Origin of the sequence: Pedobacter sp. (genome assembly GCF_965279535.1) — a bacterium.
GTDB lineage: Bacteria > Bacteroidota > Bacteroidia > Sphingobacteriales > Sphingobacteriaceae > Pedobacter.
In genome coordinates, this window is the sequence record NZ_OZ257244.1 from 2,971,789 (window position 1) to 2,988,721 (window position 16,933).

Below are 16,933 nucleotides of genomic sequence, written 5' to 3' on the forward strand. Positions count from 1 at the left end.
TTATAACCTATTAGGTCTCGTTGGTTTAGCTTTTAAGGACTTTTGAAAAGTTTGGTTGAGCACATTCTGTTCAAATTCGCTAAGAAGTTGAGTGTCGCCAAATAGACCTTTTGAAAGATGTTGGATTGTATCTTGATATTTAAGAAAGTCTACTTTATCTTGTTCAAAATAAAGAAAAGCGAACTGTGTTTGTGGAATATCCTCATCTGAGAACCTCGGAAATTCTGTCACAAACATATCCAGCACTTCTGTTTTTGCAGGAGCAACTAAAACACTCTCCTGTTCCATGCTCACACAAGAAAACATGCTTGGTTGATAACTTGTGGGTATAAATCCAGAAAACTCCATTATAATATTTGTCTAAGTTTTTCAGTAATAATAGATTCAAAAAAATCTCTAACAGGATTTTTTACATCTTGTGATATTGTCTTCCAATCACTTATAGCTCGACCCATAGTCACTGTCCCTATAGCTCCGCATTCCAACATTATACTTTTCGTATTTTGTCTGATGGCCTGCTGTGGATTGATTTTAAAGTGAAGAACTATTCCATTTGGGGCAACATAGTTTTTGGATATCTGAACTGCTGCTTCTTTCCCAAATTTGTTAAACGGAGGTGAAACTACAGTAAAATAGTCCGATAAAGGCTCTTCAGGAGTTATCTCGAAACTGTTCAGATAAACGACCTGACAGGTTTGTATTTTGTCGTATATGCCCAGTTCAAGATACTTTTCCATAAACGGGTGCATAAGTTTCTCATTGAATACCTCCCAATTTTCATACGTATTCACAATATGAAAAGTGATATAAGAATTACCCATAGAGATAGCAAAATTCTTCTCTGGGTTTCTAAAAATCATTTGCGATTCGGCTTCTTGTACGTTGGGAGTGGCCGGAATACCATTATTCAAATTCCCTATTTCAAAAACAATTCCCTTTTTTTCCTGCCTCATTGAGAAGCCATCTGCTTGAATCTTATCGTAAAACTGCCCGAAGAAGCCACTGTCCCATTTTATGGGTCCTGGAAGAAATTTGAAAGTGCAAAGCACTTCTTTAAGGTGTTTATTTGAATACATCGTTCGATTAGACATGCAAAGTTATAAATCTTTATTATAAAATCACAAAATAGTATACATATACAAAGTACACAAATAATGTATATTTTGTTGCTCTTTAACATTAATTAACAAAGTCGACGCTCAAAATGTTCAACGAGTATCAACCATTTAATTAAAAACCATGAAATACTTAAACCCTAAACGCTCCGTCAAACCACAAAAAGCAATCAAAATTTTAAAAGAAAATGGCCAGGAAGTCACCCATGAACAAGCCGAATTAATATTAGACTTCATGTATAAATTTGGCCAAATAGCAGTTGACATATATGTAACTAAAGACGAAAAAGGTGAAGAGAATCGAACCGCCTAGAACAGCTGTTAATCCCCCTTTTTAACTGAGATTTTCAAAATTAGCTCCGAAATTCAAGTTTTTAGCTAAAATTTATCGAACCCCCAGAATAGAGGTTTTTTCTAATTATATCTTGTTAATAAACAGCAGTTTATACTATAAAATATTAATGGGAATAAAGTTTTAAAAACTCTATTCCCGTGAAGTGGTCTCGACGGGAATCGAACCCATATCTAAAGTTTAGGAAACTTCTATTCTATCCGTTGAACTACGAAACCATGTTGTGGGGCAAATATAATAAATCTTTTGAGCTGTGTAGGGGATTTTTTTAAAGTCTTCAGTCTGGAGTACTGTTTAGAGTCCAACTCACCGCTTTAGCAAGTTTGGAGTGGGGAGCTTGGAGTAGGGAGTACTAAACGTCTAAACTAGTCATGAGTCAATAGTCAGTAGTCGTGAGTCTCAGGTTCACTGTTCAACTCACCGCTTTAGCAAGTTTGGAGTAAGGAGCTTGGAGTAGGGAGTACTAAACGTCTAAACTAGTCATGAGTCAATAGTCAGTAGTCGTGAGTCTCGGGTCCATCGCACAACTCACCACCTCAGCCACCTTAACACCTCACCAATAATCCCTATATTCGTGTAAATCAAAATTAACCATGATACTTTCTAAATTATTAAAGGCCAGCTGTATCTTGCTGCTGGTAATGGCCGGGCATACCGTAAAAGCGCAAGGAGCTAAGCCTCGTCTGCTTTTTGATGATCAGGTAAGGGGCAATAAGCCTCCTGATTTTAGCGCTTTAAAATCGGGGGATTTTACGAAGATCAACGATGCTTATAACAAAACCCTGGATGCGGCTTTTCAATTGGATCAGTCCTATGATTTTGAACTGCGCTTTTGGCAATTGCCCTTAATGACCTCCTCTCACCAGGCTTTTGTTTTAAGGTATCAGAATAAGGCATGGGCTGCAAGGCGTTTTCAGGCCTACCGCATTACCGATAAAGGTGTTGAATTTGTGGAGAAACCTGTTAATCAGCAAAAACTAAAGCGCCTTTGGCAGCTCTTGCAACAAGAAAAATTACTCAGTTTACCCAATTACGAAAGCATAAGACCCTTGATTGTAAAATATCAAATTGATACTACCACCTTAGAAACCAGTGGCAGCATTGGCTTGCAAATGGATGGTATTTTATACGTATTCGAACTGAAAACGCCTACCGCGAAACGCAGTTATCAATATGGTAATCCAGAAAGAATGCAGAAAGAATATCCCAATATCGAAACGCTCTGCCACGCTGTTATATTGGTTCGGTTGATTGATAAGTATATGCGTGAGTAATCTGTACACTGCCAAGTTCGGAGTGGGGGTACTCTAAACTAGTCATTAGTCAATAGTCAGTAGTCCTGCGTAGAGCCCGACTCACCGCCTTAGCCAGTTTGGAGTAAGGAGCTTGGAGTAGGGAGTACTAAACGTCTAAACTAGTCATGAGTCAATAGTCAGTAGTCGTGAGTCTTAGGGGCATAGCCTACTCACCATCTAAATAAGTCCTCAGTCATGAGTCTTGGGTAGAGCCTAACTCACCGCCTTAGCGAGTTTGGAGTAAGGAGCTTGGAGTAGGAGTACTAAACGTCTAAACTAGTAATGAGTCAGTAGTCGTGAGTCCTAGGGGCATAGCCGACTCACCATCTAAATAAGTCCTCAGTCATGAGTCCATAGTCATGAGTCTTGGGCTTATAGGCCACTCCACCACCTTAATCAGTCAATAGTCAATAGTCTTAAGCGTATAGCCCGCCTCAGCGCCTTAACAACTCAGCAATTCACCAGTCGGGAGCAGGGGTTTGGAGTTGGGAGTGTTTAGCCTCTCACCAACTCACCTGCGCACCAACTACCTGATTACGCTTCCTTCCTGAAATTTCACTATCGGGGCTACAAAAACCAGTTTACCTGTTGCATCTTCAGCCATCAGGATCATGCCTTGCGAAACAATGCCTTTAATTTCTCTTGGGGCCAGGTTTACAATCATGCTTACTTGCTTGCCAATAATATCTTCGGGCTTGTAATGCTCTGCAATGCCCGATACTACTGTGCGCTCATCTATGCCCGTATTAACGGTTAGTTTTAACAGTTTCTTGGTTTTTTCTACCTTTTCTGCTGCTATAATGGTGGCTACGCGAATATCCATGGCCGAGAAATCATCAAACTGGATGTTTTCTTTAGCCGGAATAGCTGCTGCTGGTAAGGCGTTGGCTGCTTTGCTTTGATTCAGCTTCTCGATCTGGAAATCGATATCGTTATCTTCAATCTTCTCAAACAACAACACGGCTTCGCCAATGCTATGGCCACGCTTAATCAGGTTGATGGTTCCGGCATCTTCCCATTCCTGTCCGCCGTTTTGAAGCATCTTCATCAACTTATCTGCTGTAAATGGCAAGAAAGGTTCAATTAGGATCTGAATGTTCGCCGCAATCTGTATCGCGATATTTAAAATGGTACGTACCCGGTCTTCATCGGTTTTGATGAGTTTCCAGGGCTCTGTTTCTGCTAAATATTTGTTCCCTAAACGGGCTACATTCATCACTTCAGAAAGGGCTTCTCTAAAACGGTAGTTTTCTATAGATGCAGAAATCTTAGCCGGATAAGTAGCCAATTCATCTATTACGGCCTGATCTGTAGGGGTAATTTCCATACAGGTAGGCACCACGCCGTTAAAGTATTTGTGGGTTAAAACCACTACGCGGTTAACAAAGTTGCCCAAAATGGCTACCAGCTCATTGTTATTTCTGGCCTGGAAATCTTTCCAGGTAAAATCGTTGTCTTTGGTTTCTGGCGCAGTCGCGGTTAGCACATAACGCAATACGTCTTGCTTACCTTCAAACTCTCTTAAATATTCGTTTAACCAAACGGCCCAGTTCTTAGAGGTCGATATTTTTTGTCCTTCCAGGTTTAAAAACTCATTCGCAGGAACATTATCAGCTAAAGTATATTCGCCGTGCGCCATTAACATGGCCGGGAAAATGATACAATGGAACACGATATTGTCTTTACCGATAAAGTGCACCAGTTTGGTTTCATCGCTCTTCCAGTATTCTTCCCATCCGCATTTATCGGCTTCGTAATTGTTAATGTAGTATTCTTCAGCTTTCGGATTCCACACATCAAGCTTGGCATAATTGCAAAGTTCTTTGGTAGCCGAGATATAACCAATAGGCGCATCAAACCATACATAAAGTACTTTTCCTTCGGCATCGCGAAGCGGAACACGTACACCCCATTCTAAGTCGCGGGTCATGGCACGTGGCTGTAGGCCTGCGTTTAACCAGCTTTGGCATTGTCCGTAAACATTCGGGCGCCACTCTTTATGGCTTTCAATATAAGTTCTTAATCTCTCCTCATACTGATCTAAAGGCAGGAACCAGTTTTTGGTTTCCTTTAAGATGGGTTTATCTCCCGATAGGGTAGATTTAGGATTGATTAGATCGGTAGCGTTTAAGGTAGAACCACAGTTTTCACACTGATCGCCATAGGCATTCTCGTTACCACATTTAGGGCAGGTACCGGTAATGTAACGATCGGCCAGAAATTGTTTCGCCGTAGGATCGTAGTATTGCTCGGTTACTTCTTCGGTAAAAACACCTTTGTTGTAAAGAGTAGAGAAGAAATCGGCAGCCGTTTGATGGTGCGTTTGCGATGAAGTACGGTGATAGATATCAAAAGAGATTCCGAATTCTTTAAAAGAATCGCCAATAATCTTATGGTACTTATCTACTACTTCTTGCGGCGTAATGCCTTCTCTTTTGGCTTTCAGGGTAATGGGAACACCATTTTCATCAGAGCCGCAAATAAACTTCACATCGCGTTTATTAGACCTTAAATAACGGGCATAAATATCAGCAGGGATATAAACACCGGCCAAATGCCCAATGTGAACAGGTCCGTTAGTGTATGGAAGTGCCGCAGTAACGGTATATCTTTTTATTTTACTATTATCCAAAACAATTTTTATTAATTTGGCAAAGATAAGTGTTTTTGAAGATGATTAAGCAAGCCCCATATTTAAAAAAAGGAGATAAGATCGCGCTGGTTTGTCCGGCCAAGAAATTACCTAAAGCTATAGACCATGCCATTGCCATTTTAGAAGATTGGGGGCTCGAAGTAGTGATCGGTAAAAGCCTCTATGCCAGTCACCACCAGTTTGCGGGTACCGATAGCTTACGTGCTGCTGATATTCAACATTTTTTGGATGACCCCAACATTAAAGCCATTATTGCCGGCCGTGGTGGTTATGGTACACTTCGGATTATAGATGAGCTGGATTTCAGCACTTTTAAGCAACACCCCAAATGGATTGCAGGCTTTAGCGACATTACAATTTTGCTTTCGCACATCATTGCCGAAACACAATTACAATGCATTCATGGGCAAATGCCTTATACATTTGATGAGGCTACGCCCGAATCTTTAACTTCCCTGCGGAAATCTTTATTTGGCGAAAAGCAAAGTTACAGCTACAAAAGTGCCTTTAAAAATAAGAGCGGTGCGGCCAGCGGGATCCTGATTGGCGGCAACTTAACTTTACTCTGCGCCGTACAAGGCTCGGTATCTGAAATGGATTATCAGGATAAAATTTTATTCCTCGAAGATGTTGGTGAGCAGGAATATGCGATAGACAGGATGTTGAGGATGTTAAAACGTGCCGGAAAACTGAATGGTTTAAAAGGGTTAATTATCGGGGCTTTTAACGAAATAAATGAAGAGAAAATTCCTTTTGGCCAAACGGCTGATGAAGTGATTTGGGATATTGTTAAGGAATATGATTACCCGGTTTGTTTTAACTTCCCAACGGGGCATATAGACAATAACCTGAGCATGGTTTTAGGGGCAACGGTATCACTGGAGGTAGAAAACAATAACGTTCAATTTAAATATTTATAAGATGGCTATTTTTGACAATTTAGGCAAGTATCGCAACACCGGTTTATTACTTTTACGCCTGGGAATAGGTGTGATGTTCATCATCCATGGTTTCCCGAAACTGGCAGGAGGCCCTGAAGGCTGGACCGGCCTTGGCGGCAGTATGAAAGTAATCGGGATTGACTTTTTGCCTGTATTTTGGGGCTTTATGGGTGCTGCTACTGAAACTTTTGGCGGCTTTTTATTAATTGTAGGGCTTTTTTATCGCCCGGCCTGTATGTTGCTGGTATTTACCATGATTATTGCATCACTGGTTCATTTTGGCAAAGGTGATGGTTTACAGGGCGCCAGTCATGCCATAGAATTGGGCATTGTATTTTTCAGTTTGATTTTTATCGGCCCGGGGAAATACAGTGTAGATAAGAAATAACATCAAATGCTTTTCATTAAAAAAGGTCGCAACTTTCGTCGCGACCTTTTTTGCTTTATTCCTACATATAGCATTAATTCTGAACGATTAACTTATTGTTCTGAATTTCGGTTGAAGAGATTGGCCAGATATAACCTGCAGTATTGAAAGGTATGGCTGGTGCCGTTCCCTGAGTACCGCTTTTGGCTGGGAAACCTAATCCCAAACGCATAATATCCGGTGACCTGAATCCTTCTCCCAAAAGCTCAATTCTTCTTTCGGCAAGAATGGTGTTTTTCAGGTTGGCTGGCAACAAATCTGCTGCAGGGAATACGTAGCCTGGGTTCGACCTTTGTCTTACTGCATTAAGTAAGGCAATAGACCTTACCGGATCAGTTACTACTGTAGCTTCTGCCAGGTTTAACAACACTTCTGCATATCTGATTACCGGAACATAATCCGTGTACGGAGATGGCTTTTTAAACTTGGTTAGGTAGGTGTTTGATCCTGACACGGTAGTTAAACCTTTTCTGGCATCTGTAGAAGCTGCTGCAAATGCTGCATTAGCGAATATACCTGTTGGATTTAAGAAATACTCTTCGTTTCCTCCTGCACCATTGGTAGATACATTATAGTAATAAGCCAATTGGTTTTGTGTACCCGGTGCATCTAAATCGGCCATAGGAAAGGTTAAAGCTACTTCTGTTGCGGTAGCATTACCTGTATAAGCTCCACCGAAAACATTGGCAATACTGGCTTCCAATTTTAATGGTGCTCCGGTAGTTGCAGAGAATGGTGCGGTTGCCGTTACAATTTTATTGGCCTCAGTTACCACTGCAAGCAAATTGTTCATGGATAAGTATACTCGGGTTTTGAAGGCGATAGCCGTATTTCTGGAAGCACGGGTTGCCGTTAGCGTTAAAGCCAAATCAGGCTCTGCTTCATTCAAATCTTTCAAAATCTGCGCATAAACCTCTGCTACAGTGCTGCGTTTCAAATCGTTGCCTGTTAAATCTTTTTCACCTTTTAATCTTAACGGCACGCCTAAACTTGCACCATTATCGGTAATATAAGGTTTAGCATACAGCTGCAATAAACCATAATAACAAAAAGCCCGTAAAAATTTAGCTTCTGCTACATACTGCTTGGCTAATGCCGGGGTAAGCAACGAAGCATTGGCATTTACCCCTTCTATCACTAGGTTAGCTCTATTTACGGCGGTATAAATGTTACCCCATAAATTAACCACTTCATTTGTGCCTGATGTTACGTTGAACCTCCAGGTATCTAAACCGGTAACCCCGTTAGGCTTGTTTACAATAAAATCTTCTCCGCGGATGTCATTGTAAATCAGGTACCTCCCGCCATAAAACTGGCCGCTTTTTACACCTGCATAAATACCATTTACCTGCGATAAAATTCGATCAGGCGTAGAAAATGCATCTTCGATGGGTAAAGAGGTATCGGGAGCAGTATTTAAGAAATCTTTTTTACATGATGTAGCAAACAAAAGGGGTACAGCAAGAAAAAGATATTTTATATTTTGATTTAGTCTAATTTTCATGATCTCTATTTTTAAAATCCAACATTAATACCAAAAGTAAATGTTCTGCCAGATGGCACAGAGTTTCTATCTACACCTGGAGCAAGGTTACCACTGTTACCTGTAGTGGTAGAGTTTGCATTTACTGATACCTCAGGATCTGGTCCCGGATAGTCTGATATGATCCAAAGGTTGCTTGATTGCGCATATACTCTGATACTTGATAATCCGTATTTGCTTAAAAATGGTTTTGGCAGGGTGTAGCCTATTGCGAGGTTACGAACCTTTAAGAAATTACCGGAGAATACATTTTGAGATTGTGCAAAAGCAGATCCGTTTGAGGTATTATCGCCATAAACCAAACGTGGAATATCAGTAACCTGACCAGGGGTAGTCCAGCGGTTTAATACGGCTGCCTCATTGTTCCAGAAACGTTGATCGCGCAATCCGGCCAATGAGCCGTAATAAACTTTATTACCACCAGAGAAGGTTAATCCTAAGGTTAAATCAAAAGCTTTATAGCGGAAATTGTTATCTAAACCACCAAACCATTTCGGAATAGACTGGCCAGTGATTGTTGCATCTAAAGCAGCATCAATTGCAGGCGCATTTTGTCCGGCATTTGGCCCTTCTAAATACTGATAGCGCGCTGCAGTTGCCCGTTGAAAGCTGAACCTTAATTTATCGCCAAACCTGTTGATGAAAATTCTTTCTCCCGTTGCAGGATCTACACCTGCAGTTGGAACAGTATAAATAGAACCGATAGGGTAGCCTACACGGGTAATGTTAGCTGTTTCTAAAGAGGTTGCACCAAAAACATCTGCATTGTTGTTCCCTAAGGCAGTTACTTCGTTTTTGAGTGTACTGAAGGTTAAACTGGTTGTCCAGCTAAAATTATCGGTATCAAAGTTTCTCGAGTTTAAGGTAAACTCAAAACCTTTATTGTACATTTTACCAACGTTGGTTACAATGGCATTGTTAGGAACACCTTTTGATGGTGCTTGTGGTGCGTTTTGAACCAGGTTATCTATGTTATTATGATAATAATCTACATCCAGCGAGAAGCGGCCGCTTAAGAACTCGAAATTAATACCCACATCAGCTTTTTTACTGGTTTCCCATTTCAGATCGGGATTACCCGCCTGAGAGAATGAAAGTGCAGGAGAGCTGCCATACAATCCCGGGTTATACAAGAACAATGCAGGATAATTACCAATGTTGATGTTACCTACCTCGCCATAGCTACCATGTAATTTAATACGGGTTAACACTTTACTGATGCCAGATTCTTTATAGAAATTCTCTTCAGAAATGGCCCAGCCAGCTGAAGCTCCACCAAAGTTACCGTACTTATTGCCCGCAGATAAACCCGAGTAACCATCACGACGGAAGGATCCGGTAAGGTAGTATTTCTTCTTATAATCATAATTGATACTACCAAAATACGAACGAAAAGCATTATCACCCTGTACCAGCCCCGCAGGTGTAATGGTACCAAATGCACCCTGGTATACTTCGATAAATGGATCAATAACCCCTTGTCTGGTTGCTCCATATCCGGTTGAGTTGGTATACTGATCTTCTGCACCGATAAACGCACCTAAAGTATGGCTGCCAAAGGTATTGTTGTAGTTTAAGGTATTAGACCAGTTCCACCTGTTATTTTTAGCGAAATTGCTGGTTGCACCACCGCCATATCCAAAACCATCGCCCTGTAAGCGGTTAACAAAAGAGTTGTTATCGATTTTTAAATTATCTAAACCGTAGGTGGTTTTAAATGTTAAGCCCTTTAAAAGTTGAATAGATGCGTATACATTGGCGATAATACGATCACTTTCAGAGGTGTTTGTATCTTCATTAATCAAAACTGCCGCATTCGGATAGTTTGAAGCAATTGTATTTGCGCCCAAACCTATCGCACCAGAAGCATTCATGTTATAGGAGCCATCTTCATTGTAAGGAGAAACGTTTGGAGGAAGCACGATCGCCAAACGACCTAAACCTACTGTAGAAAAGGTTTGTCCTGGTAAAGAACCTGTATTAGGTGCTTTGTTTAAGGTATTGGTATAAGAGAAATTTGTACCAATGGTTACATTTTTAAATAGCTTGTGATCTAAATTTACACGGCCATTTTTTCGCTCAAAGGAGTTTCCGATAATAAAACCTTCCTGATTACTATAGCCCAGGGATACATAATACGAGGTTTTCTCGTTGGCACCTGAGAAATTTAGAGCATGGTTTTGCGAGGTTGCTGTTCTATAGGCATAATCGTACCAGTTGGTTTCTACCTGTGAACCATCAGACTTGGTTTGCAAAAAGAATGCTGGTGCCTGACCAATATTGGTTCTTGATTCATTTTTGATCAACACATATTCTGCTGCATTTAAAAGCGGGGTTAAGTTCTGTGCTTTAGTAGAACCTACCCAGGCTTCATAATTAATCTTGGTTGAGCCCTGCTTACCTTTCTTGGTGGTAATTACAACCACCCCATTGGCAGCCCTAGAACCGTAGATGGCCGAAGATGCGGCATCTTTTAAGATATCGATAGATTCAATATCGGCAGGATTAATGTCTCCTAAGGCATTATTAGCCGCACTGTTGCTGGATTGGTTATCTGTGAACACCGGAATACCATCAACAATAATTAAAGGGTAGGAGCTTAAGGAAATGGAATTAAAACCGCGCACCCTAAATACCGGTGGATTGTTTAATACGCCATTGGGTTGAATAATGTTAACACCAGCAGCCTTACCAGCTAATGCCTGTTCAAAACTCTGAACGGGTACATTTTTCAGTTTTTCGCCACTAACGCTGGCGATTGATCCGGTAACATCCCGTTTAGACTGGGTGGTATAGCCGGTTACAACCACATCGGTTAATGTTCTGGCATCACTTTCTAAGGCCACATTAATAACATTTGAGCCTGCAATGCTTTTGGTTTGGGGTAGAAAACCAATGTAACTAAATTCTAATGCTGTGGCATTGCTGCTTACCTTTAAAGAGAACCGTCCGTCTGCACCTGTTGTGGTTCCGCCAGCTGCGCCTTTGATTCTTACACTTACTCCTGGAAGCGGGAGCCCGTCTTCCTTACCCGTAACTGTTCCTGAGATTGTTCGATCTTGCGCCATTGCCGACGAGGCAATAAACAGCAATATGAACAAACTTTGTAGAAGTTTTTTCATAAAAATTAAGTTTAGTTAGGTTAATAATATTTTGAAGATAATAAAAAACAGGTAAAACGACTAAATATTTGATATAAAATAATTATTTACCTTTTTCTCATGATAAAAAATTAAAAATTAAAGCCAAATATTAAAATCTCATAAAAAAACAATAAAAATTAGGCATAAAAATACCAGTCTTTATCTGTTTCCAAGATAAAACGACATTAATTCATGATAAAATGAATGTATTTTTTTTAAAATAATACAGATACAATAAAACTATCTGCAATACAATACCGGAAACGGTAATATTGGGTTACGTTCTTTCATTGAATAAAGCTGTTTAGTTAATAATATACAATGTAAACATTTACTTATTGTAATGCAAATTTTACACAACTTTAATTAGCACCTAAGCAACTGAGAACCTGAAAATTGAAGCCAGATCAAATAGCATCGATCTTTTGCTCTTTCAGATGATTGGCGAAAGAAACGCTAAGAAAAATAAAAGGGCGGTTATTTTACAATAACCGCCCTTTTAAGGTATTTAATATCAAATACTATGGATTTTGAGGCCCAATGTTTGGATTTGCATTCAGTTCATCCCTTGGAATCAAGAATAAGAATCTTGGATCACCAGCAGGGATTGTGGTAACTTCAGCGACTGAAGTAGACACATAGTTAGGAACGTTAGCAATTGTCCTATCTAACGGTAAATTTAGGCGTTTCAGATCTAAATACCTGAAACCTTCACCCCAAAGCTCAACCCTCCGGTTAACCATAATTTCATCAACTAGGGCTGTACCCGTTTTGGTACTTTGTACAGCAGTTAGATCTCTTTTAGAAACCAAAGCAAACAAGGCTGCCTGAGCTAACGCAGTCTGACCACTTCTTGCATAGGCTTCAGCTAAGATTAAATGCATTTCTGCACTTCTCATCCAAGGCGTATCTCCTAAAGAAGGATCTCCAACCGTTTTAACAGAGAATTTTCTGCTCATGTAAGCTCTTCTGGTAAAAGCAGTTGTAGGAAGCGGGAAGTTAGCAGCAGTTGGTGAAGGCTCCCACATTTTCTTTCTAACATCATTGGTTCCGATCTGGTCATATAATGCCTTATTGATCATCTTCGGCGTACCCCTCATGTAAGTGGTATTGGCGTTATAAGCAATTTGTGCATAGAATGATCCGAACGTATCACCTTGTTCTGTAGTAGGCATGGCACACCACATAAACTCAGATAAGTTGTTATTATTGAAACCACTTTGGTAATCTGCCTGGCTCATTAATGGATACCTGCCACCATCAATTACTTCCTTCGCATATTTGATAGCATTTGGATAATCCTGCATGGTTAAAGCTACTCTCGCTCTTAAACCTTTGGCCACCCAAACATCAGCGTGAGTTTTGTTAAGCTTAGAAGTCAGATTTAAAGCAATTGCCTTATCCAAATCAGAGATAATTTGAGTGTACACTTGTTCTACACTAACACGTGGCATAGCCACATCAGCAACCTTTAATACCAACGGAACGCCTAACTGATTATTTGGCGCGCCGGCTATATACCTGGTTGCGTAAAATTGCACCAGATATGAGTACGCATAAGCCCTGATTGTATACGCCTCAGCTTTAATTCTGTTTTTATCCGCGTCAGGTCCTGATGCCGCATCAATGTACTCTAATAAATAATTTGCATTGTTGATCATACGGTAAAACGTACGCCAGTAGTAAATGTTACTTGCATGTGTATCGTTACGGGCAGCCTGGTAGTTGCCCTCACCTGTAGATGTAAACCAGGTAGCTGCTGCCTGGTGTAAATCCTCGCCCATAAAATCGATCCCCAACAAAATCCCGCCAACACCTGGCTTACCCTGTGCGTTTGAGGTAGTGGTTGTCGTTCTGGTGAACATGTAAGCATAAATACCGTTTAGAACTGCTGTAGCATTTGTTGTATTGCTAAACACCTCTTCTAAAGCTACCTGATTGGTTGGTTGCGTTTGAAGATAGTCCTTTTTACAGCCCGGCGCGATTAACACTGCCGTAAGTACTGCAAATATTAAAATCTTTTTCATATCTCTTTCTTCACTAATTTTAAATACTATAATGATAAGTTTATACCAACACTAACAGCACGTCCCTGAGGATAGGTGTTAGCATTTACACCATCAAACGATTCACTTGGATTCAAACCTTTTCTTTTCGAATGCAGGTAAAGGTTCTCTGCGGTTACGAAAACCCTGGCATTTTTTACATCAATTTTTCCTAAGAAAGTTTGTGGTAACGCATAGCTTAAGTTAACGTTACGGATGTTCCAGTAAGAAGCATCCACTAACCATCTTGACGAGGTGGCGTTAATATTCACAGAGTTACCGTAATCTGCTCTCGGAATGGTAGCACCGGTGTTGCTTGGTGTCCAGGAGTTTAAGATGTCTTGATGAAGGGCACTACCGTAAGAAGCAGTACTCATTAAGCCCTGATAAACGCTATCGTAAGCTTTACCACCAATTTGATAGTTGATTAAGAACGATAACGACCAATTTTTATAACTGAAAGTATTGTTTACCGAACCAATTAAGTCTGGAATAGCAGATCCTGAATAATCAAATTTCGCATTTGCCTGAGTAGTTACATACTGTACACCATTAACCGTTCTGATATTGGCTGCAGCAGTTCCATCGGCAGGTATATATAAAGCAGCACCATCAGTTGGATCTACACCAGCATATTGTCTCAACCAATAATCATAAATGCTATGACCTACTTCTCTTCTTTTTGTTCCACTAATGATTTGTGGCGTTTCTGCAGGCAAGGCTGTAATTCTGTTTTTAAATACACTCCAGTTGGTTACAATGTTCCAGTTGAAATCTTGTGTTCTTAAAATGTCTGCGCCTAACTGTAACTCGACACCTCTATTATACATTGAACCAGTGTTTCTTACGATGGAAGTCACGGCTGCTGACAATGGCTGAGGGATACTGAAGATCAAATCATCAACTTTCTTGTTGAAAAACTCCAACTCTCCATATAATCTTCTGCCGAACAAAGAGAAGGTGATACCTGCGTTAAGCGTATTTTGCTTTTCCCAGCTTAATTCTGGCGTTGCTACAGATGCTAAAAGTACACCGCCCTCAACGTTAGAGTTCAGACCCAAATCAAAGAAAGCCCTGTCACCATAGTATCTCGAACTACCATCGCTTTCAAGTAGCGCATTATTACCTACCTGGCCGTAAGAAACTTTAAGTCTCAAATCGTCAAGCCAGTTGGCTTCTTTAAGGAAATCTTCTTTTTTAATGGCCCATGATCCACCCACAGAGAAGAAAGTTCCCCATCTGCTGTCGGGAGAGAATCTAGATGAACCATCGCGTCTTAACGAGGCATCTACAAAATACTTGTCATTGTAATTATAAGAGAATTTTGATAAATAAGACTCTATACGGTCGTTATCTGCCCTACCTGAAGAACCTACTGCTGTTACGAAGTTAGGGAACTCAGTGTTCCCACGTGCTACAAGGTTATTTCTGTCTGCAGAGAAAGTACGGTAATTATAGCTGTAGTTTTCATGACCAACCAATGCCGAGAAGGTATGCAAACCAATCGTTTTGTTATAAGTAAGCAATTGGTTAAAAGTATAAGACCTGATGGTGTTTGTACTTTGGAATTTATAACCATTGGTACCTGCACCGTCACCCACTAATGGGTTCCAGAACGTATCGGCCGAATTGTTTCTCAAATCCATGCTGATGTTTGGCGTAAAAGTAAAGTCCTTTAGGAATTTTACTTCAACAAAAGATCTGGCACTGATTAAGCTTCTTCTATAGGCATTATCGTTAAGCATCGTCTCATAAATTACATGACGACCTGGCGACGCCCCAGAAGGACGGTTAATTGCACCTGGATGAATTCCGTAATCATACCACTGCTCGCCAGTTAAATTGTTCATGATTGGATTCCCTGCTGCATCATAGGCATGAACCGGATAAATTGGACCAATACCCCTGGCAAAGCTGAACGCGTTTACAAAACTAGCTCCATTTCCAGTTGAAGCATCAGAAGCAATGCTTGCATCAGACATGGTGCCTGATAAGTTCAAGCCTGCTTTTAACCACGGTTTTAATTTGGTGTTCACATTAACGCGCGCATTGAAACGACGAAAATCTGATTTTAAAATGAAACCCTGATCGTTCAAGTATCCTAGAGAGATAAGGTAGTCTGATTTTTCTGTACTTCCGGCAGTACTGATATTGGCATCAGTTCTTTTGCCTGTTCTTTCCATTCCGCCATACCAATCGAAATCATCATATAACAATGACGCATTCGGATTAAGTGTACCATCTAAACCTACTAACTGGTTTGCCGGTACATTAAAAGGGTTGTAAACTAAATTGGTTGCCACATCTGCACTTGCCCTTGCAGAAGCAGCGGCATCAGTTAATTTGGTTGTAGCAGTGTACATAAAGTTGTTTTTGATGCCTTGCCAAACCGCTGGATAGTATTGATAAGCATCCAAACGATCATATTCCGGAATTCCCCTTGTAGACCAACCCTGGCTAAAGTTAACGTTGATGGTTGGATCGCCACCTTTACCTTTTTTAGTGGTAACGATGATTACACCATTCGCACCCCTTGCACCGTATAATGCAGAAGATGATGCATCTTTTAATACAGAAATACTTTCAATGTCGTTTTGGTTAATATCACCTACACTACCATCATAAACGGCGCCATCTAACACAATTAGCGGACTATTTGATGATGACAATGAACCAAAACCACGAATACGGATAGCTGAACTTGCTCCTGGTTGCCCGTTAGATGCACCTACTGAAATACCTGGAGCAGATCCTTGTAATGCTGCTGTTAAGTTGGTAACGGTTCTTTTCTCTAAATCTTTAGAGCTGATGCTGGATACAGAACCGGTAATAGATTCTTTTTTCTGCGTACCATAAGCTACTACCACTACGTCACCTAAGCTTTTAGAATCTGAAGCCAGGCCAACGTTTAAGGTGTTAGATGAGGTTACGTTGATTGTTTTGGTTACAAATCCAATGTAAGAGAATTGGATCGCTGTTACAGAAGAACTGATTCTAAGTGAATATCTTCCGTCTCCGCCCGTCACTGCTACCGCCTGTGACCCTACGGCCTTAACACTTACACCCGGAAGAGGGATGTTATCTTCCGTAGATGTTACTGTTCCACTAATTGTTCGGTCTTGTGCCATCGCATTAAATGCAACGAACAGTAACACGAACAAACTTTGTAAAAGTTTTTTCATGAAATTTAAGTTAGTTTGATTGATAATTATTTAATGTGCTAATATAAAGAAAGTATTCTGTAATGCAAATTTTACAGAAACATTTTTTTTTGCTTATTAATTAGACAACTTATTTATAATAAGGAAATTGTATGTTTAGCTAAAACGACCTTTTTAGTTGAGAAAACGACATTTAGCGCTTAAATCTTCACTGTTGAATAAAATAAACGCTTATAGCGTGCGTATTTCGCACAGTGT

Annotated in this window: 11 protein-coding genes and 1 tRNA gene; 4 read left to right on the top strand and 8 right to left on the bottom strand. The window is 40.3% G+C overall.

Features of this window, described 5'->3' with window-relative positions:
- Together ACQY77_RS11955 and ACQY77_RS11960 are read right to left on the bottom strand one after the other, a co-directional pair.
- Positions 1–348 (bottom strand): hypothetical protein, encoded by a 348-nt coding sequence (locus ACQY77_RS11955; protein WP_421941913.1) that lies wholly within the window; start codon positions 346–348, stop codon positions 1–3.
- Positions 348–1,076, bottom strand: a complete 729-nt coding sequence (locus ACQY77_RS11960) for a TIGR04255 family protein (protein WP_421941912.1) — start codon at positions 1,074–1,076, stop codon at positions 348–350. Before ACQY77_RS11960 ends, ACQY77_RS11955 begins: the two co-directional genes overlap by 1 nt.
- Before the next feature lie 163 nt (positions 1,077–1,239).
- Here ACQY77_RS11960 and ACQY77_RS11965 point away from each other — a divergent pair, with 163 nt between their 5' ends.
- The gene (locus ACQY77_RS11965; RefSeq protein WP_421941911.1) at positions 1,240–1,428 is read left to right on the top strand and encodes a hypothetical protein; all 189 of its coding nucleotides are present in this window, start codon (positions 1,240–1,242) and stop codon (positions 1,426–1,428) included.
- A 185-nt stretch (positions 1,429–1,613) separates the two neighbouring features.
- Here ACQY77_RS11965 and ACQY77_RS11970 read toward each other — a convergent pair.
- Positions 1,614–1,685: transfer RNA gene (locus ACQY77_RS11970), tRNA-Arg, on the bottom strand.
- Positions 1,686–2,060: 375 nt separating this feature from the next.
- Between ACQY77_RS11970 and ACQY77_RS11975 the strand changes: the two genes are divergently transcribed.
- Entirely contained in the window at positions 2,061–2,741 is a 681-nt protein-coding gene (locus tag ACQY77_RS11975) for a hypothetical protein (RefSeq protein WP_421941910.1), read from the top strand.
- Between the two features lie 547 nt (positions 2,742–3,288).
- Here the strand turns inward: ACQY77_RS11975 and metG are convergent.
- Positions 3,289–5,394 (bottom strand): methionine--tRNA ligase, encoded by a 2,106-nt coding sequence (gene metG / locus ACQY77_RS11980; protein ID WP_421941909.1) that lies wholly within the window; start codon positions 5,392–5,394, stop codon positions 3,289–3,291.
- 41 nt (positions 5,395–5,435) lie between these two features.
- On the opposite strand from metG, the gene ACQY77_RS11985 reads away from it, so the two are divergent.
- Positions 5,436–6,335, top strand: coding sequence for a S66 peptidase family protein (locus ACQY77_RS11985; RefSeq protein ID WP_421941908.1), 900 nt, complete (start codon positions 5,436–5,438; stop codon positions 6,333–6,335).
- A 1-nt stretch (position 6,336) separates the two neighbouring features.
- Entirely contained in the window at positions 6,337–6,744 is a 408-nt protein-coding gene (locus ACQY77_RS11990) for a DoxX family protein (RefSeq protein WP_421941907.1), read from the top strand.
- Positions 6,745–6,817: 73 nt separating this feature from the next.
- Here ACQY77_RS11990 and ACQY77_RS11995 read toward each other — a convergent pair whose 3' ends face one another.
- The 4 genes from ACQY77_RS11995 to ACQY77_RS12010 all read right to left on the bottom strand — a co-directional run bounded on the left by ACQY77_RS11995 (position 6,818) and on the right by ACQY77_RS12010 (position 16,696).
- Positions 6,818–8,287 carry a RagB/SusD family nutrient uptake outer membrane protein gene (locus tag ACQY77_RS11995; RefSeq protein WP_421941906.1) on the bottom strand — a complete coding sequence of 490 codons (1,470 nt, stop codon included), beginning with the start codon at positions 8,285–8,287 and terminating at the stop codon, positions 6,818–6,820.
- 11 nt (positions 8,288–8,298) lie between these two features.
- Positions 8,299–11,448 (bottom strand): SusC/RagA family TonB-linked outer membrane protein, encoded by a 3,150-nt coding sequence (locus tag ACQY77_RS12000; RefSeq protein ID WP_421941905.1) that lies wholly within the window; start codon positions 11,446–11,448, stop codon positions 8,299–8,301.
- Between the two features lie 542 nt (positions 11,449–11,990).
- A complete protein-coding gene (locus ACQY77_RS12005; RefSeq protein WP_421941904.1) occupies positions 11,991–13,496 on the bottom strand; it encodes a RagB/SusD family nutrient uptake outer membrane protein in 1,506 nt (501 codons plus the stop codon).
- Between the two features lie 26 nt (positions 13,497–13,522).
- Positions 13,523–16,696, bottom strand: a complete 3,174-nt coding sequence (locus ACQY77_RS12010) for a SusC/RagA family TonB-linked outer membrane protein (protein WP_421941903.1) — start codon at positions 16,694–16,696, stop codon at positions 13,523–13,525.
- Between the last annotated feature and the right edge of the window lie 237 nt (positions 16,697–16,933).